The organism is Shewanella sp. FeAMO, from assembly GCF_053653955.1.
In genome coordinates this window covers 4,843,767-4,870,667 of the sequence record NZ_CM132201.1, presented here as the reverse complement: position 1 = coordinate 4,870,667, position 26,901 = coordinate 4,843,767, and the positions used below count along the sequence as shown (strand labels likewise).

General features: G+C 54.1%; 19 protein-coding genes. 10 read left to right on the top strand and 9 right to left on the bottom strand.

Annotated features, from left to right (window positions below; all coding sequences use genetic code 11):
• Nucleotides 1-2,109: a sensor histidine kinase gene (locus ACWAU4_RS21820; RefSeq protein WP_028780388.1), complete on the top strand. Its 2,109-nt coding sequence runs from the start codon at nt 1-3 to the stop codon at nt 2,107-2,109.
• Between the two features lie 701 nt (nt 2,110-2,810).
• Here ACWAU4_RS21820 and ACWAU4_RS21815 read toward each other — a convergent pair.
• Both ACWAU4_RS21815 and ACWAU4_RS21810 read right to left on the bottom strand, forming a co-directional pair.
• Entirely contained in the window at nt 2,811-3,500 is a 690-nt protein-coding gene (locus ACWAU4_RS21815; RefSeq protein ID WP_025889011.1) for a DNA-3-methyladenine glycosylase I, read from the bottom strand.
• 136 nt (nt 3,501-3,636) lie between these two features.
• Nucleotides 3,637-4,506, bottom strand: coding sequence for an NAD(P)H-binding protein (locus ACWAU4_RS21810; RefSeq protein ID WP_208125311.1), 870 nt, complete (start codon nt 4,504-4,506; stop codon nt 3,637-3,639).
• A gap of 107 nt (nt 4,507-4,613) precedes the next feature.
• Between ACWAU4_RS21810 and ACWAU4_RS21805 the strand changes: the two genes are divergently transcribed.
• Both ACWAU4_RS21805 and ACWAU4_RS21800 read left to right on the top strand, forming a co-directional pair.
• Nucleotides 4,614-5,519 carry a LysR family transcriptional regulator gene (locus ACWAU4_RS21805; protein WP_144224126.1) on the top strand — a complete coding sequence of 302 codons (906 nt, stop codon included), beginning with the start codon at nt 4,614-4,616 and terminating at the stop codon, nt 5,517-5,519.
• A gap of 92 nt (nt 5,520-5,611) precedes the next feature.
• A complete protein-coding gene (locus tag ACWAU4_RS21800) occupies nt 5,612-6,265 on the top strand; it encodes a glutathione S-transferase family protein (protein WP_025009091.1) in 654 nt (217 codons plus the stop codon).
• 8 nt (nt 6,266-6,273) lie between these two features.
• Here the strand turns inward: ACWAU4_RS21800 and ACWAU4_RS21795 are convergent, their stop codons facing one another.
• Together ACWAU4_RS21795 and prlC are read right to left on the bottom strand one after the other, a co-directional pair.
• On the bottom strand, nt 6,274-6,804 hold the full coding sequence (locus ACWAU4_RS21795; RefSeq protein WP_025009092.1) for a thioesterase family protein: 531 nt from the start codon (nt 6,802-6,804) through the stop codon (nt 6,274-6,276).
• A 114-nt stretch (nt 6,805-6,918) separates the two neighbouring features.
• Nucleotides 6,919-8,958, bottom strand: a complete 2,040-nt coding sequence (gene prlC, locus ACWAU4_RS21790; protein ID WP_208125310.1) for an oligopeptidase A — start codon at nt 8,956-8,958, stop codon at nt 6,919-6,921.
• A 364-nt stretch (nt 8,959-9,322) separates the two neighbouring features.
• On the opposite strand from prlC, the gene ACWAU4_RS21785 reads away from it, so the two are divergent.
• From ACWAU4_RS21785 to gorA, 3 genes are all read left to right on the top strand, one after another.
• Nucleotides 9,323-10,030: a hypothetical protein gene (locus ACWAU4_RS21785; RefSeq protein ID WP_208125309.1), complete on the top strand. Its 708-nt coding sequence runs from the start codon at nt 9,323-9,325 to the stop codon at nt 10,028-10,030.
• Between the two features lie 80 nt (nt 10,031-10,110).
• Nucleotides 10,111-10,647 carry a hypothetical protein gene (locus tag ACWAU4_RS21780; RefSeq protein ID WP_208125308.1) on the top strand — a complete coding sequence of 179 codons (537 nt, stop codon included), beginning with the start codon at nt 10,111-10,113 and terminating at the stop codon, nt 10,645-10,647.
• 128 nt (nt 10,648-10,775) lie between these two features.
• On the top strand, nt 10,776-12,131 hold the full coding sequence (gorA, locus tag ACWAU4_RS21775; RefSeq protein ID WP_208148044.1) for a glutathione-disulfide reductase: 1,356 nt from the start codon (nt 10,776-10,778) through the stop codon (nt 12,129-12,131).
• Nucleotides 12,132-12,234: 103 nt separating this feature from the next.
• On the opposite strand, the gene ACWAU4_RS21770 is transcribed toward gorA, so the two are convergent.
• Nucleotides 12,235-13,002 carry a hypothetical protein gene (locus ACWAU4_RS21770; protein WP_208125298.1) on the bottom strand — a complete coding sequence of 256 codons (768 nt, stop codon included), beginning with the start codon at nt 13,000-13,002 and terminating at the stop codon, nt 12,235-12,237.
• Nucleotides 13,003-13,264: 262 nt separating this feature from the next.
• Between ACWAU4_RS21770 and ACWAU4_RS21765 the strand changes: the two genes are divergently transcribed.
• On the top strand, nt 13,265-15,361 hold the full coding sequence (locus tag ACWAU4_RS21765; protein ID WP_208125297.1) for a M13 family metallopeptidase: 2,097 nt from the start codon (nt 13,265-13,267) through the stop codon (nt 15,359-15,361).
• A gap of 83 nt (nt 15,362-15,444) precedes the next feature.
• Here the strand turns inward: ACWAU4_RS21765 and ACWAU4_RS21760 are convergent, their stop codons facing one another.
• The 4 genes from ACWAU4_RS21760 to ACWAU4_RS21745 form a co-directional block, all read right to left on the bottom strand.
• Complete coding sequence (locus ACWAU4_RS21760; protein ID WP_208125296.1) at nt 15,445-22,401, bottom strand: Ig-like domain-containing protein; 6,957 nt, start codon at nt 22,399-22,401, stop codon at nt 15,445-15,447.
• Nucleotides 22,402-22,492: 91 nt separating this feature from the next.
• Complete coding sequence (locus ACWAU4_RS21755; protein WP_208125295.1) at nt 22,493-23,074, bottom strand: phage tail protein; 582 nt, start codon at nt 23,072-23,074, stop codon at nt 22,493-22,495.
• 221 nt (nt 23,075-23,295) lie between these two features.
• Nucleotides 23,296-23,787 carry a GNAT family N-acetyltransferase gene (locus tag ACWAU4_RS21750; protein WP_208123973.1) on the bottom strand — a complete coding sequence of 164 codons (492 nt, stop codon included), beginning with the start codon at nt 23,785-23,787 and terminating at the stop codon, nt 23,296-23,298.
• A complete protein-coding gene (locus tag ACWAU4_RS21745) occupies nt 23,784-24,743 on the bottom strand; it encodes a pirin family protein (protein WP_025890132.1) in 960 nt (319 codons plus the stop codon). Before ACWAU4_RS21745 ends, ACWAU4_RS21750 begins: the two co-directional genes overlap by 4 nt.
• Nucleotides 24,744-24,861: 118 nt before the next feature.
• Here ACWAU4_RS21745 and ACWAU4_RS21740 point away from each other — a divergent pair, with 118 nt between their 5' ends.
• From ACWAU4_RS21740 to mog, 3 genes are all read left to right on the top strand, one after another.
• Nucleotides 24,862-25,377 carry an NlpC/P60 family protein gene (locus tag ACWAU4_RS21740; protein WP_208125294.1) on the top strand — a complete coding sequence of 172 codons (516 nt, stop codon included), beginning with the start codon at nt 24,862-24,864 and terminating at the stop codon, nt 25,375-25,377.
• A gap of 16 nt (nt 25,378-25,393) precedes the next feature.
• Complete coding sequence (locus ACWAU4_RS21735; RefSeq protein WP_181316374.1) at nt 25,394-26,233, top strand: hypothetical protein; 840 nt, start codon at nt 25,394-25,396, stop codon at nt 26,231-26,233.
• Between the two features lie 64 nt (nt 26,234-26,297).
• Nucleotides 26,298-26,831 carry a molybdopterin adenylyltransferase gene (mog, locus tag ACWAU4_RS21730; protein ID WP_028780400.1) on the top strand — a complete coding sequence of 178 codons (534 nt, stop codon included), beginning with the start codon at nt 26,298-26,300 and terminating at the stop codon, nt 26,829-26,831.
• Nucleotides 26,832-26,901 lie beyond the last annotated feature (70 nt).

Genomic DNA, 26,901 nt, shown 5'->3' with positions numbered 1-26,901 from the left:
TTGTCACTGTTCAAACGGCTCTTTGGCCTGAGTTGGCAGCAGCTGCAGGCAAAGGTGCGTTATCGCATTCTGATCCTGACTCTGTTGCCTATCTTGCTGACGTTGGTGAGCTTGGTGTTTATCACCATATACTGGAATATCAGCTACACGGGCAAACAGCTGTTTATGAAGGTCAAGGCCGACCTGACAGTGGCCAACAACACGCTGGCCGCGGTGCAGGAGCGTCAGGAAAAGCAGCTGGAACATGTGATGCAGTCTTTCGATTTCCAGACCCATTTTCGTTCGATACTCGAAGGTGAACAGCAGAAGCAGAAAGATCTCAATGCTTTCCTGGATCAACAGCGCAAGGCGTTGGATCTCGATTTTCTGCGTCTGGTCAGAATTGCCGATGCTGCGGCCGATCCTGACTTGCGGCAGATGCTGCCCTTGGTTCAGGGGCAAAGCGCCTATTCAGGGCTGATGGTGCTCTCCTCCTCGCGGCTGGCACGAATCGATCCCGAGTTAGCCGAGCGTGCCAAGATCCCGGTAAAAATGACCTTAAGGGCACAAAATCCCGACAGAGAAGTGGAAGAGCGGGGCATGCTCAGTCGCAGCCTGCTGCCGGTAGCCGATGAAAACGGTAAGGTTGGCTGGTATCTGGATGGCGGGATCCTGTTTAATCGCAATACTCGCATCGTCGACCATATTCGCGATCTGGTCTATGACAAAGGCACACTGCCTGAGCGTTCCATAGGCACTGTGACCATCTTCCTCGACAATATCCGCATCAGCACCAATGTGCCTCTGCATTTCTTCCCCAAAGAGGATGAAAATCGCGGCCGGGCATTGGGCACCCTGGTGTCCGAGGAGGTGCGTCAGCAGGTGTTGGTCAAAGGGCAACTCTGGGTCGATAGAGCCTTTGTTTACAACGACTGGTTTATCTCGGCCTATGCGCCGCTGACTGATATTCGAGGCCAGCGGATAGGCATGATCTATTCCGGGTTTTCCGAGTCGCCTTTTATCCATAACTATCTGCTTAATATCATAGAGTTGGGCACCATTTTGATGTTGGTGTTGCTGGTTTCCGGGCTCTTGGTTTATCGCGGTGCTTACAGTTTGTTGCAGCCGATAGAGCGTATTCACCAAGTGGTTAAGGCGGTGCAGTCCGGGCGCAATCTGCGTATCGGCGAGCTGGGACTGGACAGAGACAATGAGCTGGCCAACCTGGCCGAGCAGTTCGACCGCATGCTCGATTTATTGCAGCGCCGCAATGCGCAAATTCAAGCGGCGGCCGAGCAACTGGAGATGAAGGTTGAGGAACGTACCCGTAGCCTGCAGGAAAAAACCGAAGAGCTGCAGCGCAACGTGCAATTACTGAACGAAACCCGTCAGCAGTTGGTGACCAATGAAAAGCTCACAGCCCTTGGGGAGCTGACCGCTGGGATTGCCCACGAGATCAACAACCCTACCGCCGTAATCCTTGGTAATATGGAACTGCTGCGGGTGGAGCTTGGGGATAACGCCGAGCTGGTCGAAGAGGAGATAGATCTCATCATCCAGCAGGTGGGGCGTATCAGCACTATTATCCGCAGCTTGCTGCAGTACAGCCGTCCCGGCGAGTTCAATGCGCCGCTGGAGATGCATCAAATCACACCTATTATCGAAGAGATGCAGCTGTTGGTACGTCACTCACTGGGTAAGCAGGAAGTGGTGTTGTTGCCTGAGCTGAACGCCAGTTATCCGGTGCAGGTGAATCGTCCGCAACTGCTGCAGGTGCTGATCAATTTGGTGGTCAACGCTGCTCATGCTATGGATGGCAAGGGGCGGATCTGGATCCGCACCTATGACTGGGTGGAACAGGACGAACCTGTGGGGATCAAGATAGAGATTGAAGATGAAGGTTCTGGGATCCCGCAGGAGCAGTTGAGCCGGATATTCGATCCCTTCTATACCACCCGTAAGGATGGTACCGGGCTGGGCTTGTCGCTGAGCTACGGTATTATCAAACGCATAGGCGGCACCATAGAGGTCAGTTCGACTGTGGGTAAGGGGACACTGTTTACTGTCAGTATTTACCATATGGCCAAAGAGGATCAGTCAGGCCCCTATGATGGTTTGCTGTTCGGGTAGGTTCTTGGCTTGGCGTGAAAAAACAAAAAAAGAGCCGGGTAATTAACCCGGCCACAAAGAGTGTGTGAGCAATGTCGTGCTTTGCAAACTCAGGAACACCATAACTCTCAGCGGGTACTGCGGGCCTAAAGCTAAGGATGAGTTTTGGAACGCAAGTTAACGATAATCGTTCTCATTTATGTTTGCAACTATTTTTTGACCTTCGGCGATAAAATTTTCCAGTGCTATTCCTCCTTTCTTGGATGTCCGACCAAAAAATCTACCTAAACTTATTAATTTTAAATTAGTTTAAATCTAAGGTGCAGACCGGTAGTCATTGGTAGTTTTGGGGCTAAATCCAGATGGATACACCTTCCTTAGTGCCTGATTCCCTCAATGTTGGTTTGTAGAGAGGGGCATCAAAATTTAAAAACAGCGGCGAGGGATGAAAATAGTTGGCGGAGAGGAGGAGCATAAAGCTCTGACAATAAGAATCAGCCAAAAAAAAGGGCCGGGTAATTAACCCGGCCTAAAAGAGTGTGTGAGCAATGTCGTGCTTTGCAAACTCAGGAACACCATAACTTCAAGCAAATCTCAGTCGACTAGCGGTTAACTGACTCTCAGTTAAGGATGAGTTTTGGAACGCAGAACAAATGATAATGGTTCTCATTTTCGATTGCAACTGTTTTTTGTCTATATTCAAGACAAATTTATCTCAGGCCTCAGATACGATTGTCCCCGGTGCTACAAGCCAGGATGCGGCTGATGGCGGCCATGCTCCTGCCGCTGCTCTGCTGCCAATGATTGAATACAGCTTGTACCTGGGCCAAGCCGCTCTTTGAGCTGAAGCCTGCGTCCACCAGTTTGTGACTCTTGAGATAGTTTTGAACATCAGCGGTCAACAGGAAGCTGTCTTTACCTATGCCACGCAAAAAATAGGGGCCGGTATTGCCACCCAAGCGTGCACCACGGCGTTTGAGTTCCTGCCACAGTGAGGTGATCTCCTCCACCGGCCAGAGGGCGATATATCGGGCCAGGCTGCCGTGTTCTCTGGCAATATCCTGCACCATGAGCGCGTTATCATAAATGGCCTGGGTCTTTTTCTGGTGGCGAATGAGGCGACTGTCCTCACCTCTGGCCTGCAACTGCTCGGGGGAGAGCATCAACACTTTCATGGGTTCAAAGCCAAAGAAGGCCTCTTCATAGGCCGGCCATTTGTGTTCCACTACTTTCCAGACAAAACCACTCTGAAATACCTGTTTGCTGAGTGCTGACAGTAACTCGGCATCTGTATATTCCAGCAATTCTTCCGTGGAACAGACTCTGGGTAACAGGCTCTCCAGTCGCTCGGCGCCGCCTTTGCGCTCGCAGGCTCTGGCATAGATGGTGGCAAAATCTTCCGGCTTGCTCATGTGCTTTCCCTTTTGATTCAATTACAGCTGCACCAGTGTAATACCAATCGGGATAAAGATGGGAGTGATCAATGATGATTAACAATCACAGTCCCTCCCAGGCAGAGGGAGGGACTGTGGCACGCGATATCGGGTATCAGGATTGAGTGAGGCTCTGTTCAAACAGGGCCTTAAGTGAACGCCCTGGGCGCCCCAGCAGACGTTCCAGATCTGCGCTTTGCTGCTGATATTCACCATCGGCTATCGCCTTGGAGTTGTTGGCAAACGCCTTGGCCATAAAACCGGGGAGGCCGATCCCGAGGAAAATCTGCTCCAGCTCTGCGACTGAAATGTTTTGCAGCCGAATGTTTTTGCCACTCACCTGCGACAGGTATTGTGCCACCTGGGCCTGGTTCAACAGTTCCGGGCCTGTCAGGGTATAGGTTTGCCCAAGATGGCTGCTTACAGGCGATTCCGATGAGAGAATGCCGGCGATGGCCTCTGCCAGATCGGCCTTCCACACAGGGGCAAACAAACCATTTTCACCGGCATTGAGCATGGTTTCTGTTGCCAGAGTGTGCTCCAACCCGGCCAACTGCAATTCGGCATAGGGACCGTTACGTACCAAGGTGTAAGGCACATCTGAGTGAACTATTGCTGCTTCTGTTGCTGCATGGGTGCGGGCAAAGTCGAATGCCGAGTCCAGGGTCGCCAATTGGAAACTGGTATAAACCAATTGTTCGACAGCGGCGGCCTTGGCGGCGCTGAGCACATTCATGTGCTGCTGCAGTCTCTGATCATTGGGTGTATCACCCGAGATCAATAACAGGCGTTTGACGCCCTGCATGGCTTTCGAGAGTGAAGCCGGGTCACTGTAATCGGCAAAGGCTTTCTCTACATCAGCAAACTCGTTCAATTGTTCAGGGTGGCGACTTGCCAATCTCAACTGTTTGGCAGGAACCTTTGCCAATAAGGCTTGGCTGACCAGACGGCCCAATTGGCCGGATGCACCTAAGATAAGGATCATGTTTTTTACTCCAGTAGGTTTATGGCATCAGTGTATCCCCGTGGCAAAAATTGATAATGAGTGCTTTACTTATCACTTTGGTTATTGAAATTAAACAAAGGTGAGAGATGGATGCGGCGCAACTCTATCGTATGTTGGTATTCGCCACTGTAGTGGAACAGGGATCGTTAACGGCGGCCGCAGAAGTGCTGGGAATCAGCCGCTCCATGGTGAGTCAACATTTGAAGAAACTGGAACAGCGTCTTGGCTGCCGTTTATTGCACAGAACCACGCGCAAGATAGGCTTGAGTGAAGATGGTCAGCAGTTCTATCACTATTGTGCCGAGTTGTTGCAGCTGGCCAAGCAAGCCGAGGCCGTGACTCGCCCCAGTGATGAACAGCTACATGGCAGTTTGCGGATCACGGCACCTGTGGGGGTAGGTGAACTGTCACTGCTGCCCTTGATGGGCGAGTTTCACCAGCGCTTCCCCCATATCCGGCTGACACTGTTGCTGGAGGACAATAAGCTCAATCTGCTGGAGCATAAGATAGATATTGCCATTCAGGCCGGCTGGCCGGAAGACTCTGAATTCAAGGCGATAAAATTGGGCGACTTCGAAGAGTATCTGGTTGCTTCGCCCGAGTATCTCAGTCGCCACGGCAAGCCGCTGCATCCGGATAACCTGCATCATCACCAATGGCTGATGCATGCATCGAGTCATTTGCCTCGCAGCTGTACTTTGCACAATAGTCAGGGCGAACAGTTTCGTATTCGGGTTACCCCCTTTATCAGCTGCAACAGTACCAATGCCATCGCGGCTCTGGCTGCTCAGGGGCTTGGCATTGCCACCTTGCCGGATCATCTGTTGCAAAGGCAATTGGACTCGGGAGCGCTGGAACGTCTGTTACCGGATTATCATCTGCGTGAGGGCGGTATCTATGCCATTCACCCTTACCGTGAGGGGATGCCGCCCAGGGTCCGGGTCATGTTGGACTTTCTCAAGCAGAAGTTGGGTCAAACAGAGGGTGGATAATTCCTTGCAGCACTCATGGTAACTGTTCACGCCTTCCCTAAGCGGTAGCCAGCAACTAAAGTTAAAGTTGGTAACCATGGGGATCCCTGTCTATGGAGCTTTACTACCATCCATTGTCGCGTTATTCGCAAAAGGTGCTGCTGGCACTTTATGAAAAGCAGGCAAACTTCTTTCCCCGGGTAACGGATCTGCAGGATCCATTGGAGCGCCAACACTATCTGCATTTCTATCCATCCGGTAAGCTGCCACTCTTGGTGTGTCAGGACGGCAGCCTGTTGCCTGAATCCAGTATTATCATAGAGTATCTGGACAATAAAATGGACGCCGGCACCCGGCTGTTGCCCAAGGAGCCCGAGCTCAATCTGCAAGTGCGTCTCTATGACAGAATTGCCGATAACGACCTCAACAACAGTCTCTATCAATTGGAGCAGCAATATAGCTTACCGGAAGAGCAGCAACTTCCTCTGGTGCAGCGTCAAATTGAAAACCGTCTCAGACTTTGCCTGCGGGCGTTGGACTTACGCCTGGTTGAGCATCATTGGCTTTGCGGAGATGGGTTCACTTTGGCCGATTGTGCCTTAATCCCTTGTCTTGGTTATCTGCAGCGCAGTTTCAACTTACTGGACTACCAGCATTTGGGGCGCTACTGGCTGCAGGCGCAATTGCGGGGTTCCTGGATGTTGGTGCAGGATGAAGTGACTCTGGCTCAGGAGGAGGCCAGCAGTGGGCTCAGGCCCATCCCCTGAGCAAGAATTCAGCTGTTGCGGGCCTTTTTGAGATCCAGGAACGACTTCCACTTGATGATCTCTGCCGGTAACTCGGGCGTGGTTTCATCGAACCCGGCTTCCGTCAACAGGTTTTCCGTGGGTACCGGCTTACGTTTGCAGACGAACAAACCTCTGACATGCACTATGGCATGCAGGCCTCTGTCCGACAGGAAACGCTGCTCTATGTAGAAATACTTTTCATCCCAGCCAACCACGCGAGAGGCAATTTCAAACTGCTGTAATGGCCTGATATCCCTTACATAGGTGAACTCGGCAGCATTGACTATCGGCATCCATTTCAGTTTTAGAAAGCGCTTCAGCAAGCCCATTTCGGCCATCATATAAGTGCGGGCCAGATCCATAAATGCCGGGTAGCGGGAGTTGGTCAGGTGTAGGTTGATGTCACAGTCACTCGGTAAAGCCCGATAACGGATGCGGCTGGTGCCGAGAAAACCGATATCGTTTGCCCGGCGCACTCGCCAGAGCAGCAGCCAAAACAGGCGAAAGTAGAGGTTCATCAAAGGGTCCAAGAGTTGAGAGGAATTAAAGGCTATCAAAGGTCATACCAGACGGCAAGCGAGAACTGGCTCACAAAAAAGGCGCCCGCAGGCGCCTAATCAATTGCTTCTGCCTCAGGCTTGGATCCCTGAGTGACGCAGCAGTGCGTCTATGCTGGGCTCGCGGCCACGGAAGCGGGTAAATAGCACCATAGGCTCTTCACTGCCGCCCATCTCAAGTATGTTGTGCAGGAAGTCGCGTCCTGTGCTCTCGTTGAAAATACCTTCCTCCTCGAAGCGTGAGAAGGCATCGGCAGACAACACTTCGGCCCACTTGTAGCTGTAGTAGCCGGCGGCATAACCTCCGGCAAAGATATGGGCGAAACCGTTCTGGAAGCGGTTGAATTCAGGCGGTGTGACCACGGCCACCTGGCGTCGAACCTCATCCAACATCTGTTGAATATGGGCGCCCTTGGCCGGATCAAACTCCTGATGCAGGCGGAAGTCGAACAGAGAAAACTCCAGTTGCCGCAGCATCATCATGCCGGACTGGAAGTTCTTGGCGGCCAGCATCTTGTCCAGCATCGCCTTGGGCAGCGGCTCCCCGGTCTGATAATGGCCGGAGATCTCCGCCAGCGCCTCTTCGGCCCAGCACCAGTTCTCCATAAACTGGCTTGGCAGCTCCACGGCATCCCAAGGTACGCCGTTGATGCCGGAAACCCCGCCGACATCGATGCGGGTCAGCATATGGTGAATACCATGACCAAATTCGTGGAACAGGGTAGTGACTTCGTCATGGGTAAACAGCGCCGGCTTGTCACCCACAGGGCGATTGAAGTTACAGGTGAGGTAGGCTACCGGCTTTTGCAGGCCTGTGGCCGTCATCCGCCGGGTTCGGCAATCATTCATCCAGGCACCGCCCCGCTTGCCTTCTCGGGCATAGAGGTCCAGATAGAAGCTGCCTCTGTGTTCGCCCTCGGCATCCAGGATGTGGAAAAAGCGCACATCTTTATGCCACTTGTCGAAATCCTGCTGCTCTTTGACCTCCATACCGAACAAGCGCTTGATGGTGTAGAACAGGCCGCTGAGCACCTTGTCTTCGGGGAAGAAGGGACGTAGCTCTTCCTGAGATATCTCATACTTGTGCTGCTTGAGCTTTTCGCCGTAGTAACCCAGATCCCAGGCCGCCAACTCGGTTACACCATAATGCTCCTTGGCAAACTCCTTGAGTTCGGCCAGCTCGGCCTTGGCCTGAGATTTGGAGCGCAGTGCCAGCTCATTGAGGAAGGCGATAACCTGCTCGGGCGATTGCGCCATCTTGGTGGCCAGGGACTTATCGGCATAGGTATCAAAGCCCAGTAACTGTGCCAACTCATGGCGTAGGCTCAGGATCTCGTCCATCAGCGGGCCATTGTCGAACTCACCGGCATTGGGGCCTTGATCCGAAGCGCGGGTAACAAAGGCGCGGTAGCACTCTTCACGCAGACTGCGGTTGTCGCTGTAGGTCATGACCGGCAGATAGGATGGAAAATCCAGGGTGAATAGCCAACCTTGCTGCTCTTTGGCCTCGGCCATCGCCTTGGCGGCGGCAATGGCAGACTCTGGCAGACCGGCCAATTCGGCTTCATCGGTAACCAGTTTGCTCCAGGCATGTGTGGCATCCAGCAGTTGGTTGGAATAGGTGCTGCTGAGTTCGGACAGGCGCTTTACAATCTCTCCATAGCGAGCTTTTTGTTCATCATTGAGGCCTATTCCCGACAGTTCGAAGTCTCTCAGGCTATGTTCTATCACAGTCTGTTGTGCCTGGCTGAGCAGGGCAAATTCCGCCGATGCCTTGAGCTCTTTATAGGCCTGATACAGGCCCTGATGTTGGCCGACAAAGGTGCTGTACTCAGACAACAATGGCAGGCAGGCATCGTGCGCGGCGCGCCACTCTTCATTGCTGAGTACAGAATTCATATGGGAAATCGGCGACCAGATCTGGCTCAACTCATCGTCCACCTGCTCCAGAGGGGCCACCAGGTTTTCCCAAGTGTAGGGGCCTCCGGCGGCCAGCACGGCTTCTATCTTATCGCGGCATTTGGCTATGGCCTGTTCGACCGCCGGTTGAATGTGCTCGGCCTTGATACTGGAAAAGGGCGGCAGCTCCTGTGCTGTCAGCAGCGGATTGGTCATTGTCTGTCCTCTCTTTGGGCGTGGGCCATAGGGCCTGCATTGGATGCCTGGTCTTGCCGCCATGGCGGCGAATATTCAGGGGCGTGGCTAATAGATAAGGGTTCCGCTGTGATTTATCAAGGTGATAAAAGCGATTGGTGCCATGGCTGTGGCATAGATGTGAAACATAGCAGTGAAACATAGCCGCCAAACTCGGCAGTGAAATACCCGTGGGTCACGAGTCACTGCTGCCGAGGAAGAGAGCCTACCGTCAATGCACAAAAAAATCATAAATGATAACTGGATCTAAAACACGATTCGTTATCATTTACATAATGGGGTGGTGGAATAAAATAAACTTTACTTTGTAAGTTTGGTACGTTTTATGCGCTATCCGCTCTTGTTGCTGACACTCCTGTGCTGCAATCCATTATTGGCCGATGAGGCCGCCGAAACCCAACTCATGCTGGGGTGGGACAGCCGCTATATTTCCGAGGGGCGTGACAACTTGTCTGCGGGCGGGATTGCCTGGAGTGGCATTCACCATAGCCGTGATGGCCTGGGGGCCTTCGTGTTGTTTGGCCGAGCCGACAGTGTGAACTACGCCGAGCTCAATGCCGGGGTGGAATACTGTTTCAACCCACTCGAATCAGTGGAAGCCGGTGTCGGCATGCAGCGACTGGAGTTTTACGGTGATGAGCGCACCCATGACAATGAGGTGTACGCCTATCTCGCCTATCAGGGGCTGAGCTGGCTGACACCATCGATTAACTATACCTATGCTACTGAAGCCTCTGGTTATTTTGTTGAGTTGAGCCTGCACAGCCATTGGCAAGTGAACGAGCAACTGACTCTTACCCCCTATGTGACCCAGGGATTCGACTTTGGCTATGCCAGCCAGACCCATGATGGCCCCAATCATCTGCAGTTTGGTGTAGAGGCATGCTACTCATTAACCTCTTCTTTGGTGGCTTCCTTGCATTTGAGTCACAGCATAGCGGAGGATGATATCAAGCAGCAGGCGCAAGAGGAGGATTGGCATGGTGACCTGGATCAGTCTTATGCCGGCTTGCATCTGGAGTGGCAGTTTTAAACTGGCTAACATTCACCGCAGCTTCTAGACTCTGATGTGAAGACAAACAGCGTCGAAGGATCGATGCGGGAGTACAGGGAATGTTAACCTACAGAATCGGCGGGCTTTGCTGCCTGCTCCTTTGGTTTGGAGTCACCCCATTGGCTGAATCCCAGGCCGAATCAAGCTCAGACCTGAATCCAGACCTGAAGCTAGTGTCGAGTTCAGAGCCCTCAATAGATAAGCAACTCAGCAACCCGGACAAAGAGCCTGGTTCGCTCCCTCTGGGGTTAGTGCTCGACAGCGAGGGCAATCCTATTGCCATTCCACAGCAGTTTGAAGCCGCACTTGAATATGAGTCTGCGCCCTTGCCTAAGGCCTCGCGCGACAGTAAACCAACGAAATCCAGAAAAAAGAAGGCATCCAAGCCTCGCCGCCAAGTCGCCGATGATCCCAGTTGTCGCTGGTTGGATAAGCGAATGACAGAGCTGGAGCGGCGCCTCAGGCAGAAAGATTCCCACACTGCCAGATTTTTGCAGGCTGAACTCGGCGAGCATCAACAGCAGTTTCGTTGCCTCAAGTGCTCGGGTTCAGGGCCTGAGACCCAGGATTATTCGCGCTGCACCTTGTATCACTGAAATTTTTACCGGCAGACTCTGGTCTGGTCACTTGATCTGAATCCCCCTACAATGGCTCACAAGTATCCCGCCAGACGGGAGGTCGCCCTGTTGGGCGAAAGAATCTGTATCAATCGACGGAGATAAACATGGCACAACATTTTGACTATATCTGCCTGGGTGCGGGCAGCGGTGGTATTGCGTCAGCCAACAGGGCCGCCATGCGTGGCGCCAAGGTGTTGCTGATTGAAGCCAAACACCTGGGTGGTACCTGCGTCAACGTCGGCTGTGTGCCCAAGAAGGTCATGTGGTATGGCGCCCAAGTGGCCGAAGCCATGCATCTCTATGCCAAAGATTATGGTTTTGATGTCAGCGTCAACCAGTTTGACTGGAACACCCTGGTGGCCAGTCGTGAAGCCTATATCGAACGGATCCATGGCTCCTATGAGCGCGGTCTGGCCAACAACAAGGTCACTGTGGTTAACGGCTATGGCCGCTTTGTTGATAACCACACCATTGAGGTCGACGGCGAACACTACAGTGCCGAGCATATTCTGATCGCGACCGGTGGCGCGCCCAGCATTCCCGACATTCCCGGGGCAGAACATGGCATAGACTCGGACGGTTTCTTTGCCCTGCGTGAACAGCCCAAGCGGGTAGCTGTCGTGGGTGCCGGTTATATCGCGGTGGAAATTGCCGGTGTATTGCATGCCCTGGGCAGTGAAACCCATCTGTTTGTACGCAAACATGCGCCGCTGCGTAACTTTGACCCCATGCTCTATGAAACACTGATGGAGTCCATGGCCAGCGAAGGGCCTTCGCTGCATACCCAGAGCATTCCCAAGGAAGTGCGTAAAAATGCCGATGGCAGCCTGACTCTGGTGCTGGAAAACGCTGACGAGTACACAGTGGACTGCCTGATCTGGGCCATAGGTCGGGCACCGGCCACAGGCAATATCGGCCTTGAAAATACCGATGTGCAGTTGGATCCCAAGGGATATGTGATAACCGATGCCCAGCAAAACACCAGCGCCAAAGGGGTTTACTGTGTCGGTGACATCATGGCGGGCGGAGTAGAGCTGACACCGGTTGCCGTCAAGGCGGGTCGCTTGCTGTCAGAGCGTCTCTTTGGCGCCATGCCGGATGCCAAGATGGACTATGACTGCATCCCGACTGTGGTCTTCAGCCACCCGCCAATTGGCACCATGGGGCTGACAGAGCCTGAGGCCAAAGAGCGCTTCGGTGAGGATCTGGTGAAGGTCTACACTTCATCCTTTACCTCCATGTACACTGCGGTTACTGCGCACCGTCAGGCTTGTAAGATGAAGCTGGTTTGTGCCGGCGCCGATGAAAAAGTCGTCGGGATCCATGGTATCGGCTTTGGCATGGATGAAATCCTTCAGGGCTTTGGCGTTGCCATCAAGATGGGCGCCACCAAGGCTGACTTTGATGCCGTAGTCGCTATCCATCCAACGGGCGCAGAAGAGTTTGTTACTATGCGTTAAGCTGTGACTCGTTGAGTCAAGCTTGTAAAAAAGCGCCCAAGGGCGCTTTTTTGTTGTCTGCGGCGGCTTCAATGTCATTGCCGAGGCGCCATTTTACTCAAGGCTAAAGGCTTTCCGCTTGTGTCGGTGCTTTCGAGTCCTGAGGTTCCAGGCAAGCCAGTAATTGCTGTTGGGCTTCATCGCGCTGCGATTTATCTATCATGCCATAAAGAATTCTCAGTTCATGACTGACCCCTTGCTCGTCTCTAACCTTGAACGTCAACTTGCTGCTGTCCTGATAACCCAGGGTGATTTTATCTAAGGGTAACAAGTAAAACTGTTTGCCACTGGAGTCGGGTGAGAAGGAGATCCCTTCATTGACTATGGCAAACAGGTAGCCGGATTTTTTGATCTGGTATTTGATCATGGCGAATAAAGCGGCGAAAGCCATAAAGCCCCCTACCGCCGACCCGAAGCCCATCATGAGTACGCCTATAGCCATCATGATTGCTGTGCCCCCGGTAATATCGGCATATTTAAACACTGTATGATGCTGCTTCACCTTCTCAGGGTCGCTCTTTTGCAGGTTACGGAAGCGATAACGCTTCATATCGTTCCCCAGGCCATCGAGGAAAAATATACTCCAGGGAATAAAGGGAAGGCTGGCAATGATTGCCATGGTCAGCGTCAGTTTTTGATAACGACGGAAAGTAAACAAACAGAGGCACAGTACGATAAAGGCACTCAGGAAGAGTAGCTGCAGCTTTTCAGCGCCGCTTTGGCTCATTCCCATTTCTCGAATAAGCACTTCATCTATTATCACGGGAGTTAGGCAGAGAAAGAGTAGCGTGACAGCTAACCCGATCCAGGTTGTGGTTGAAATCCATTTCATGGTTATTTCCTTTGTTAAGCCATCTTGGCTTGAGGTTTCTACAGTAGGTTGAACAGCTTCTCCACAATAAGCCAGAAATCCGCCTTTGCCTATCGCCTTTTGGGTGGGAATTACCTCAGACGCTTTTGAGGTTAAGGGGTGCGCAGGGGGCAATCTGCCTCATATCTTGTGACAGTTTTCTGCTTGGCCGCCAAGCGGTGAAATGAGATAGACTCGAAGATCAAACGCCTGAAACCCCATAAATAAGATCAAGGAAATTTGCATGTTCAAGCCCAATGCCATCGCGCTGTTTACCGCCGCGGCCCTGCTCGGCGGCCTGGCCGCTTGCCAGTCTCAAGATACAGCTTCAACCAAGGTGCCGTCTGTGGCTTCCAGTCAGGGAGAGGCCAATATAGGCATCAGTCTGGCGGCCATGGATACCAGTATTAAACCAGGAGATGACTTCTACAATTACGCCAATGGTCAATGGATGCGGGATACCAAGATACCTGCCGACCGAGCCTCCACTGGGTCTTTTCTGGTGGCTTTTGAATCGACCGAGCAGCACAAGGCCGAATTGATTGCTGAGCTGGTGGCCAAGCCCTATGCTGTCGGTAGTGATGAAGCGCGAATTGCCGATTTTTATCTGGCCTATACCAATACTGATGCCATCGAAAAAGCTGGCCTGCAGCCATTGGCGAATTACCAAAAGCAGATAGCAGCCCTGAAAACCAAACAGGCGCTATCGGCGGCCTTGGGAGCCAGTTTACGGGCCGATGTTGACCCGCTCAATGCCACCGACTATCACACTGAGAATCTGCTGGGGGTATTTGTCACCCAAGGGCTGGCGACTCCGGGAGAGGTATTGCCCTATCTGTTGCAGGGCGGGCTGGGATTGCCGGAGCGGGAATACTATCTGTCGGGCGATCCCAAGATGCAGCAACTGCGGCAGGCTTATCGCCACTATGTCGAGACCTTGTTGCAAACCGCCGGCATAGACAATGCCGGTGAACGGGCCGAGCGAATATTCGCGCTGGAGCTGAAAATAGCCGCCGCCCACGTCAGCCGTGAAGACAGTGAAGACTTTGCCAAATCATCCGCAGTTTGGAGCCGGGCTGACTTTGACACCAAGGCCCCGGGTATCGACTGGCAGGCATTCTTTGAGGCCGCGCAACTTGGCCAGCAGCCACGCTTTGCCGCTTATCATGGCCCCGCCATCCGCGCACTCTCGGCCTTGGTAGCTTCCGAGCCGCTGGCGAGTTGGCAAGATTGGTTGCTGTTCCACCAGATCAATAGCCACACAGATGTCTTGCCTTCGGCGCTGGATCAGGCGCACTTTGCCTTCTATGGCACGACCTTGTCAGGCACGCCTATGCAACGTAGCCGCGATAAGCGCGCCTTGGAGGCGTTGGATAATTATCTGGGAGATGCTGTTGGCCGCGCCTATGTGAGCCGTTATTTCCCGGCGTCGGCCAAGGCCAAGGTCAGCGAGTTGGTGGATAACATAGTCGATGCCTTCCATGGCCGGGTTGAGGCGATTGATTGGCTGGCACCGGCCACCAAACAGGAAGCTCTGGCCAAGGTCGATACTCTGGTGGTGAGTGTGGGCTATCCGGATAATTGGCGTGATTACAGCCATTATCAGGTGGGGCAGAGTGCTTATGCCAATGCCGTGGCCGGTGAACAGGCCGAATACGCTCATCAATTGGCCAAAATAGGCAAGCCCCAAGATAAAGGGGAATGGTGGATGAACGCCCAGATAGTCAATGCGGTAAACCTGCCGGTGCAAAATGCGCTCAACTTCCCGGCCGGGATACTGCAACCGCCGTTTTTTGATGCCACGGCCGACGATGCCTATAACTATGGTGCCATAGGGGCGGTCATCGGCCATGAGATCAGCCACAGCTTTGATAATAATGGTGCGGCTTTCGATTCCAGCGGCGCTATGCGCAATTGGTGGACTCAGGCGGACTTTGAGCATTTCGCCGCCCAAGGGGATGCCCTGGCCAAGCAGTTCGACAAATATGCGCCTTTCCCCGACTTGCATGTCAACGGCAAACTGACTCTGGGGGAGAATATCGCTGATGTAGCCGGATTGGCTGCCGCTTACGATGCTTACCGGGCGTCACTCAAGGGCAAAGAGGCGCCCGTTATTGCCGGTTTTAGCGGTGATCAACGTTTCTTTATCGGTTATGCCCAAACTTGGGCAACCAAGATGCGAGATCAGGCCATGCGCCAACGTATTGCCACCGATGGCCATGCTCCCGGCAACTACCGGGCCCTGACTGTGCGCAATCTGGATGCCTGGTATAGCGCCTTCGATGTAAAACCCACAGATGCGCTCTATCTGGCGCCAGAGGACAGAGTCAGGATCTGGTAAGCCTACCGATAAGAAGACCGCCATCAGGCGGTCTTCTTACATCCTGGCGGATCGCTTAAGCCCAATCCTGCGCTAATCCAAACTCAGAAAAAGAACTCCAGACCAAGAAAGACACCGTCTACCTGATTTCTGTCCAACATATAACGACGGTAATCGGCTCTGATCGCCCACTGTTCGGAGAGTTGATATTGGCCACCCAGACCCCAGTAGAAGTCGACGCCAGAGTCGTCATAACGCAACTCTTGCTGTTGCCACTGGCTGCTGAAGTCGCTCTCCCAGACAAATATCCCGCCGTTGAGGCTGAAAGACCAGTCGAGATATCGCCAAAAGCGGTATTCGGCTCCGGCAGTTACCCCGGAGGCCAGTTGCGGCCCAAGGTTGGCAAGTGATTGCTGCAAGGCCTGTGGGTCGAGAGTGCTGCCGGCCAGCATGAGTGAGGTTTCGCCCAAATCAAGATAGCCAAACTGCAGCGCCCAGGCATCACTAGCCTGGTAGTTCAGCGCCACAGACCAGGCGAAATCATCTTTGCCCAACTCCGTCAGTTTGATCTCTGCCGGTAAGGCCTGGTTGATATCCGACTCCGAGAGGCGGGCATGGCTGTAACCCAAGTTGAGGTTCACAGACCAGCGCGCCTGGGCATTGAAACTGACCCCAATTGCCAGTAGCAGCAACAGCGGCAGGCTTGCCAAACGCAGGCTTAAGCGCCTGAATCCCGCCATCACCAGCATTAGTGCCAAGGCCCAAGGGGCGACGGCCCCGCCGGAAGAGCGGTTTTCCACCACAACCTCTTGATAGGCCGTGACCGTCACCACTACCTGAGCGGTTGCCGAGGCGCCGTTGCCATCACTGACACTGAAGCTGATGATGTCTGTGCCCGCAAAGCCGGTCTTAGGTTGATAGCTCAGCGTCTGTGATGTTGTGATGCTAACGCTACCGGATTGAGCCACAGCGCTTTCCAGTGTCAGGCTGTCGCCATCCGGGTCACTGGCAGTGCTCAATACATCCAGCTCTATCGCCGTCCTGTCGTCCGTGCTGGCGCTGCTGTCATTCACCACTGGAGCCCTGTTGTAAAAGACAACCAGTTCGGCATGGCTCATTGCCGTACCACCCATGCCGTCGCTGACGGTATAACTCAGCTGTGCGTTGCCGATAAAGTCTTCCGGCGGCGTGTACATCAGGCTGAGCTTGTCGTCACTGACACTGATCTCACCGATAGAGACACTGGCCTGCACCAGATAGAGGCTGTCGTTATCGGCATCATTATCGTTGGCCAGTACGTCCAGCAGATGTTGCTGATTCCATGGCAAACTAAAGCTGTCAGCCTGGGCTATGGGGGCTTGGTTGGCTGACAGCTTCACGGCAACGCCGCCCGGGTCGACTATGGTGCCATTAGCTTGGCCGTCACCGTCGTTGGGGCCACCATCCTGAATAAGCAGTTGCACACACCAATGACCTTCAGTAAGGCCACTCTGCCAGCTGGCATCACCCATTGGTGGACAATATCCGGGTTCTCCCGCGCTGCTAAATATCTGGTTGTTGGCATCTGTTACAAACTCCTGCCAGCCGGAAGCGACATATTTACGGTATTGAGCTTGTGCCGGTATCGCCTGAACTTGCGGGATCACTATGCTGACACTGCCGCCATACTCGCTGCCCTCGAGTTCGAAGTCGAATAAACCTCCGACAATTTTCCCTTCACTGTCATCTGGCAACATTGAGCCATCTTCCAGCTCAATACCGTTATCCAGCCGCTGTAGACTTAGCAGCCCCTTACGGGAGCAGATGCCGGGTTGCGCCTCGGCCAGGTAGCTATTGGGGCGGCTGAGCTGTTCGGGGATTACATTACAAGGGTGATCGCCCTGCAGATAGGCCGGAATACCATTGCCGTCCGGATCGCCATAGCCTTCGGCACTATCCGGTAAACGGTTGTTGTTGGCGTCTGTTTCCCCAAGAGCCGGTAGCTGTGCCAGCAGCAATAGCTTGAGACTCTTGCTGCTTCCCAGTTGGGGGGAACCATCGTCCATGGCGTTCAATGTCAGAGTCATAATCCCTGGAGCCAGCGTTGCGGGGTCAAAGGTGAACTCGTTTGCAGAGGTCGAGAGGTTTGTCATAGCTGGCTCGCTGGACCAACTGAGGCTGATATTGTCTGCCGGGTTGGGGTCAGCGACTTCTGCCGTTACCGTTACCAAGCCATCCGAGCTGCTGACACTGGAGCGCATTTCACCCTGTTGACTGGCGCTCAAGCTGAGGTTGGGCGCCAGATTATTGTTACTGATGCGTATTTCAGTAGCGGCGTTGTGTCCGGGGTTTTGGCCGTCGTCCAGGGTGATTGTCAGCGATTTTTGTTGCCCGGTGGTCAAGTCGGCAAAAACATTGAACTCCAGGCTGGTGGACATTCCCTGATTCAAGAGCAGGCTTCCGCTTGCGAGATCATGGTCTTGACCCGCAATCGCATCGCCGCTGACACTGTAGCGGATTTCCATCGGATACTCGGGGACCGAGCCGTTGAGCAAAACCGGCACCTGCACCCGAGTGAAGTTGGCGACAGTTTTCGAGGCTCCCAGGTTAATCCTGGGGTACACGGTAACCAACTGCGAAGCTGTGGCACTTACCCCCTTACCATCTGTGGTTTTCCAGTAAGCCAAATGTTGGCCGGGAGCAAAAAACGGGAAGCCGTTCAACAAGGATACCGGAATGGGGTTGTCATCGCTGTCGATGGCGCCGACCCGACCCAAGTTTACCCGGGTAAACAGACCTGTGGCGTTGGCTGTGACATCGGCCGGGATATTGATGACGGGGGCTTCTGGATTACTGCCTTCTATGCTGAAGCTCACCTTGGCACTGACATAAAACTCTCCGTCCGTGATGCTGTAGCTGAGTCGCACCTGACCATTGAAGCTTTCCGGCACTGTCAGTTGCAGCTTATCTCCCAGTACAGTAGCAGTGCCCAGGCTGGTGCTGATATCCACAATCGTCAGTGGATCGTCATCTGGGTCACTGTCGTTGGCCAGTACATCGAGTAAATAGATATTTTCCTGGCTGAAGGCCTGGGTTATCCGGTCGTGGTTGGCCTGTGGCGCTTGATTGACAGCCTTTACTTCCACACTAAAGGGCGCCAAATCTGTACTGAGCGCACCATCTGACACTCGGATAATGATGTTGTTACTAACGCCTACATGCTCTCGCAGTGGAGTACCACTGAGCTCGCCGCTTGCCGTGTTGAAACTGGCCCAGGCCGGTTTGTTGCTGATGCTGAACGTCAGAGGATCTTGATCCGGATCTGTGGCCGTGGGGATAAAGCTGTAATAGCTATCCTGATCTACGCTGCCGGCTGGAGTACCTGAAATACTGGGGGCCTTGTTATCCGGCTCCGGGGTTACAGTATTGGAGGGGCTTGAGGCCGGGCCTATGCCTGCGATGTTGCTGGCGCTGACGGTAAAACTGTAGCCGGTGCCGTTGCTCAGACCGCTAACTGTCAGCGGTGAGGCGGTGCCGCTAGCGGTGAAACCACCCGGGGTTGAGGTGACTGTGTAACTGCTGATCGCCGCGCCGCCGGTACTTGCCGGGGCGCTGAAGCTGACCGTGGCGCTGGCATCGGCCGCGACAGCGCTGACAGACATCGGCGCGCCGGGCACCACAGCATTGACTGTAAAGCTCTGTGTCACAGTAGGCGCCGCATTGTAGCCGCTGTCCCCGGCTTGGTCGGCGTTAATGCTGCAACTGCCGGCGCTGATAAAGCTGAGAGTGCCGGTAGTTGTGATGGTACAGACTCCAGTGGTACTGGAGCTGAACACAGGCGCCAGCCCTGAACTGGCGGTGGCCGTAAGGGTTGGCGCGCTGCCAAAACTCTGCGCCCCCGGGTTGTTGAAGCTGATGCTCTGGTTCGCCTTGGGGGTCACAGTATTGGAGGGGCTCGAGGCCGGGCCCGTGCCTGCTGTGTTGCTGGCGCTGACAGTAAAGCTGTAGTCGGTGCCATTGCTCAGGCCGCTAACTGTCAGTGGCGATCCGGCGCCGCTGGCGGTGAGGCCTCCCGGGCTTGAGGTGACTGTGTAACTGCTGATCGCCGCGCCGCCGGTACTTGCCGGGGCGCTGAAACTGACCGTGGCGCTGGCATCAGAGGCAACAGCGTTGACCGACGTAGGCGCGCCGGGCACCACGGCATTGACCGTAAAGCTCTGGGTCACGGTTGGCGCCGCATTGTAGCTGCTGTCTCCGGCTTGGTCGGCATCAATACTGCAAATGCCAGTAGTGACAAAGGCTAATGTACCAGTGGATGTGATGGTACAGACCCCAGTGGTCGTGGAGCTGAACACAGGTGTTAGCCCTGAGCTGGTGGTGGCGGTAAGGATTGGCGTGGTGCCAAAGTCCTGCGCCCCCGGGTTGCTGAAGCTGATGCTCTGGTTGGCCTTGGGGGTCACAGTATTGGAGGGGCTTGAAGCCGGGCCCGTACCCGCTGTGTTGCTGGCGCTGACAATAAAGCTATAGTCGGTGCCATTGCTCAGGCCGCTAACTGTCAGTGGCGAACCGGCGCCGCTGGCGGTGAGGCCGCCCGGGCTTGAGGTGACGGTATAGCCGCTGATCGCCGCGCCGCCGGTACTTGCCGGGGCACTGAAACTGACTGTGGCGCTGGCATCAGAGGCAACGGCGTTGACCGATGTGGGCGCTCCGGGCACCACGGCATTGACCGTAAAGCTCTGGGTCTCTGTGGGCGCCGCATTGTAGCTGCCGTCTCCGGCTTGGTCGGCATCGATACTGCAATTACCCGTGGTGACAAAGGTTAAGGTGCCGGAGGCCGTGATGGTACAGACCCCAGTGGTCGTGGAGCTGAACACAGGCGTCAGCCCTGAGCTGGCGGTGGCCGCAAGGGTTGGCGTGGTGCCAAAGTCCTGCGCCCCCGGGTTGTTGAAGCTGATGGTCTGGTTTGCCTTTGGGACTACCGAGTTGGATGGTGCGGATGGTGAGCTTGTACCCACGGCATTGATGGCCTGCACAGTAAAGGTATAACTCGTGCCGTTGGTCAGGCCTGCAACCCCTATCGGCGAGTTGGCGCCACTGGCGGTGATCCCGCCTGGAGATGAAGTCACTTGGTATGAGGTAATCGCAGAACCACCATCATTTGCCGGCGCCGAGAAGTTGACCACGGCTTGGCCATCCAAGGCAGATGCCGTGCCTATGATGGGGGCGCCGGGAACAGTCGGGACGGCAACAGTATGAACATCGCCAGAGGTGTAGGCTGCCGGCCCACTGTTGGCCTGAGCATCGCTGATGTTGGTTGCTGCTTTCAGATCCAGGCGCAGCGAACCGTTACCGCTGATATTGTTGATAGTTACAGTAACGCTGGTGCCTGAGCTGGCGGATACCGACGCAATATTGCCTGCGGCAGAGCCAGTGTTGGTCAGGTTAAAGTCGTCGGTCGAGATATTATTGGCCAATTCATTGAAACTAACTGTGTAACTGATGCTGGTTGCGGTATCTGCGGGTGAGCCATCGATAGTCATGCCGGTCACTTCCGGAGCAAGGTCATCCACGACTGTGATGCTAAAGGCTTTTTCAAATGTGGCATTGCCTGAATCTGTCGTCTGCACCCGGATGCTATAACTACCGCCAACCAAGGTGGAGGCATTGTTGGCCCTGAGGGAATCACCACTGAGATTGAAGCTGCTATTGTTGGTGTCACCACTACCGGCAATCAAGGCATAACTGAAACTGTCACCAACATCGGCATCCGTGGTTGTCAGGGTGCCCACCACAGCATTGCTGCCGCCGCTTTGGCTGACTGAGTTGTTGGAAAGCGAGATATCTGTTGGGCTTTGATTACCGCTGAAGGCGCCAGTGACACCCAATGTAACACCACTGCTGCTTCCCTGGAGTATGGAACCATTGGTTTGGCTGTCATTGACAACTGTGCCGCTGGTTTCATTGAGTTTCCAGTAGCCAATCAAGCCGGTTTCATTGCCCGCCAGCTCGAGCTGGCGGTTATTTTGAATTTCGGTTTGAGTCCGCGCCGTGCTCCAAAGGCGGATGTCATCTATTTTGCCGGTAAAGTTGTTTACCGAACCATGATTTTGAAGACCGGCGACCAGGTTGTTGACGTTTGCCGCTTGATAATCCGGCACTGTGTTGTTGCCACCCATGTCGGCAACACCAATACCTGTGGCTTGGCCATCCAGATAAAAATCCCACTGGCCGTTGTTGAAGACAAAAGCAAAGTGATACCAGACATTGGTTGAAATAGTGATTGGATTACTTTGGGTCAAAGAGCTGAAGTCGCCGCTCAGATCAACCGTCATTGTATTGTTATATATGATAAAACCACCGGCATCGAGTGAGCCGGTAATATCCATCAGATTGATGATGCCTGAGGTGCTGGAAAAATTGGCCCACATTTCCAGGGTAAAGGTGCTGTCATTGGCGAGTGCTGAGGCGGCATTGGTGAGGGTAACCGCATCACCGTCGGAGAATTCGTAAGCTGTGTTGGACAATAGCGTATTAAATCCTCTCACGTCACCGGAAAACAATGTCCTGGCTGCAATGGCCGAGGATGTGGAGTATTCGAGTTGCCAATCACCGCCAAGACGCTTGTTGCCTGTGGCGTTGGTTGAGGCCAATACGGGCCGGGCTAAAATCGAGGCCAGATTATCGACAAAGGCTTGGCCCTTTGGATCCTGAGCCAAGTTGCAGGCGTACAGATAGAGGGGGGCACCCGGTAGTAGCAGTTGATCCAACTGGGTGGCCAGTTCCCGCGGCGCCAACTTGTGGCCTGCCAACAGTATTTCGCCGCTTTTACCGTGAGTGATCAAGTGTAAACCCGAGTACTTCTTGTCTTGGGCTATCAAGGCGTTGAGTTCGGTCAGTTCGGTAATGGGTCTAGAGGTGAGGGCCGTGGTAGATGCCTGTTCCAGCAAGGTTTGATATTGAGAGATTGTGGCATCGACCAAGATGAGCTCAGCCTTTGTCCCTGGTTCTGTGACGCTCTTTGCTTGTACAAATGGCAACAGCAACAATGTCACCAGGCTTAATATCCGTATTAAAGAGTTCATGGTTTTGGCAGCCCTGAATAGTCCGGTGTTAGCTTGAGCAATTCAACGGCAGCAGGAAAGCACACTTCCAACTGCCGTTGATTGTGATGCTTTATGTTCTGGGAGGGTAAATGCCTTGTAAGGCAATGATGAAGTTCACCACGGTTAACGGCTGGCGCAAGTCGACAGTGTCACTGTTGCCCGTTGTGTTTGTGTTGCCATCCAAGCTGACTGGTGACGGTTGCATACTGGTGTTCGCCGTGGTGCTGTATGCTTCCAGCGCATTGAGACCGCTGGCAATCTTTGCCGGTACCGTATTGGGACCAGGCTCATCAGTGGTGCCGCTGCCGGTGGATGCCAGTGGGCTGACACTGGCATTGATCTGGTTTGAGTCAATGGCGTGGTTATGGGCGGGCAACTGGGCTGTTGTCAGATTGGTATCCTCGGCTCCAAGCATCTGCCCTTGGTTGTATAAACTGGTGCCTGGACTCTGGCCAAAGCTGACGGGTACCCGGCCGCGAAGATCCGGCAGCTTAAAAGTGCTTACTCCATCACCGCCATACATAGTGCCCAATAAAGAGAATAAAGCCGTATTACTGGCAATGCTTATTGTCTGTCCGTCGCACAGTGCCCAACCTGGCGGAGCATAGTTGAAGCCCACCATACGAATTTCGCCGATAAAGTTGTCTGCCATGATATTCACTCCTTGAAAATGAAGGCTTGGCTTGAGCAAGCCCTCTTGATGATGTCCATTTACCTAGAGGTGTCGCTGCGAGGCAGTGACAGGTCTCCATAAACACTGGTACACAAGTCTGGAAATAACAAGTTGGTTACTGGATTTTAACTTTGATTGGGTGGTTGGCAGAGAATTGCGGAGGGAGGTAAGTTGTATCTTTGCAGGCCAGCAGCTGGTACTTAGTGGCAGTGCCAGTACATCAATTCGTGAGTCTCGGTAACATCCTGGGTAACAAAGCCTTTGTTCAAGTACAGTTTTTTCGCTTGCGGATTGTCCCTGGCGACCATCAGGGATACCGCCAGTTGCTTTAGCTGGGCCAGAGATTGAATGGCGTTCAGCAATTCGCTGCCCAGGCCTTGTCCCCGATACTCAGGTAACAAAGCCATATCCAGAATATGCAGTGCTTCAGTACCCGTGTTTAGGGTGAGTATTCCTGCCGCTTGCTCTTGCACCCGGAGTATTTGGGTAATGGCATTGGGATAGTGATTCTGGAACCAGGCTTGTTGCAGCTGAAACTGTTGTAACAACAGCACCTGAGCCATCTCCTCGGGTAGGCCCAGATGCAGAAAATAACTGCGGCAGGAGTTGAAGACTTTTTGGATAAAAGCTGTGTCTGCGGCCGTGGCCATTGAGGCCGACAATTGGGACTGAGGTGTGAATTCAAGCATCATAGAGTGCCCATCCTTGAGCCAAAAGATTGATTACCAGGGGATCGCGGGGGTAACAGGCGTTTACCCCGGTAGCCGGGCACGGCTGCGAAGCGGGGATCTTCGGCCAGCCATTGCGCTTGAGCCGCGGTAATTTCAGCCTTGCAGTGACCAACAAAATTCCACCAGATGGTGATGGCTTCTCCCAGCGGCGTACCGCCAAGCAGTAAAATCCGACTTTCGGGCGCCAATTCCAGACTAACCTCGGTGCGATTCAATCCAAGATAGGCCAAAGTGTCTTGGGCAAAGGGCTCACCATCAACTTGCATGCAGCCTTCGAGTGGCATCAGGCCATACTCGAAATTGGGATCCAAAGGCAGACTCAATAAGGCGGAATCATGGCTCAAGAGATCCAAACCTATGATGGGAGAGAAATGTACTGCCGGAGACTTGCGCTGTAACCACTGACCTATCAGCAGGGTGAAGTCGACCCCGGCTTCGGTCCAACGAGGCAAGTCGGCATAGTGATCGAATCTGGGCTGGGTATCTTTGTGGGCTTCGGGAAGGGCAATCCAGAGCTGGGCCGCATGTAACTCAGTATGCCCCGGCTGCGCTTCTTCGGTATGGGCAATGCCGTGGCCGGCGGTCATCAGGTTGACTTGTCCAGGGCGGATAAGTTGCTGACTTCCCAAGCTGTCGCGGTGCAGTATTTCGCCGGCCAGCATCCAGGTGAAGGTTTGCAAACCTATGTGCGGATGGGGGCCTACATCCATCAAGGGGCCTGAAGATGCCGGGCCAATATGGTCGAGAAAGCACCAAGGGCCTATCAGGCGCCTGGCTTTCTGGGGAATGGCCCTGGCAACCGGAATGCCGCCGACATCATCGAAACGCGGTTCCAGCTTCTGGATCCGTTGTCGGCCATCCTTACTGGAATATTCCCTCGAGCCGGCGTAAAACGGCGGTATTTGCCTGTCACTCATATAGCCTCCTTTGCGATAACCCGCTTCAGTTAGACTCGGGCATTTACTCGATTTTTGCAAATATCGGCGGCTTATTGCACATTAGGGGTTCTTCAATGGCATCTGAGTTGGAACGAGCATGCAGCTGTGGCAGATATTGGCGACATTCCTGTTGTTGGGCGCCCTGAGTGGCTGTTCCGGTCGTCCCGATCCTGTTTCCGCTCCGGCTACTGTGGCTAAGCCCCAAGACGGCACAGAGTCCGAAGCCAAGCGCTCTGAGCAAGCGCCCCTGTCACAGCAGCGGCTGCTGACGATGCAGCGAGAATGGCATGGGGTTCCCTATCGTTTGGGAGGCATGAGCAAGCGAGGTGTCGACTGTTCGGGCTTTGTCAGCCTGACTTACCGGCGTTTGAGCGAAATCATCCTGCCGCGCACCGTGGATGAACAGCGCAAGCTGGGGTTTGCGGTCAAGAAAAGTCAGCTCAAGGTCGGCGATCTCCTGTTCTTCAAGACTGGCTGGAGTAGCCGCCATGTGGGGATCTACGTAGGCAACAATGAGTTTATGCATGCCTCTACCAGTCAGGGGGTGATGATCTCATCGCTGGATAACAGCTACTGGAAGCAAAAGTATTGGCAGGCCAGGCGTCTGCTCTAGTGTCGGGAGAAGGGAGATGGATAGCCTGTTACTCGCCAAAATAGCTACCGCCATCATAGCCGTGGTGGGCCTGTCGCTGGTGGCTGAGCGGGTCAGCCCCAGAGTGGCTGGTATTTTGTCCGGCTATCCACTGGGTACAGCTATCGCGCTGTTTTTTATCGGCATTGAATTGGGTGAGCCCTTTGCCGCGGCCAGTGCCACCGCCGCCTTGTCCGGTTTTATCGCTTCGTTGCTGCTGATTTGTGGTTATGCCCTGGGTATTCGTCTCGGTGGCGAGCGGCCACTGCCTTTGGTGGCACTGCTGGGGTCAGGGCTGGGATTGCTGGCCTTTGGCCTCAGTGGCTATCTTCTGAGTCTGTTGAATCTTAATCTCCTCGGCGGAAGCCTGGCGCTGCTGCTGGCGATAGTGCTTGTGGGCTTGGTGCTTGCCAAAATACCGGACGCTACAGTAGCCAAGCCCGTTCGACTCAGCCCGCTGGTATTGCTGCTTAGGGCTGCGGCGGCCGCCATGATAGTGCTGTTGGTCACGGCAGCGGCCAAACTGTTGACGCCGGCTCAGGCCGGTATTCTGGCCGCTTTCCCCATTACGCTTTATCCTTTTCTGTTGATCATTCATCTGGCCTATGGCGCGCCGCAGGCGCAAACCATTATCAAGCATTATCCCAGAGGCCTGGGGTCGCTCATGTGTTATGTGATTGCGGTGAGCTGGCTCTATCCGCTGCTCGGCATTGCCTGGGGAACTGTGCTGGCGTTTGTGGTGGCAACCCTGTATCTGTTGGCGTTGAGCGCCTGGCACCGCTTGAGAACCAAGCCTCTTGAGACTCCTGCCCCCGAGACGACAAAATGCTCCCGCTGATGGGGGCTAATTGTGGTATGTTAGGCGCCACTGCAACACAAGCATTTTTGCCAAGGGGAACAGCATGGCCAAAGCCAAAATCGGGATAGTAACCGTCAGTGACCGTGCCAGCGCCGGAGTCTATGAAGACATTTCCGGTAAGGCGATCATAGAGACTCTCAATGCTTATCTCACCAGTGAGTGGGAAAGTGTTTATGAAGTGATCCCGGACGAGAGGGAGGTGATTGAAGCCACCCTCAAGCGGATGGCCGATGAAGACGGCTGTTGTCTGGTGGTGACCACAGGGGGCACAGGGCCGGCCAAGCGCGATGTTACGCCCGAGGCGACCGAAGCCGTGTGCGACCGTATGATGCCTGGCTTTGGCGAGCTGATGCGCGCCGAGTCGCTCAAGTTTGTTCCGACAGCGATTCTGTCACGGCAAACCGCCGGGCTGAGAGACGACACCCTGATAGTCAACTTGCCGGGTAAGCCCAAGTCGATTCGTGAGTGCCTGGATGCGGTATTCCCGGCGATTCCTTACTGCATCGATTTGATGGAAGGCCCCTTCCTAGAATGCGATGAGACAGTGATCAAGCCGTTTCGTCCCAAGGCGAAATAAGCCAACCCGGTTTTTATCCTGCCGATACCCTTGCGTTTCGGGGTTTCGGGGTTTCGGCAATCGAAAGGCA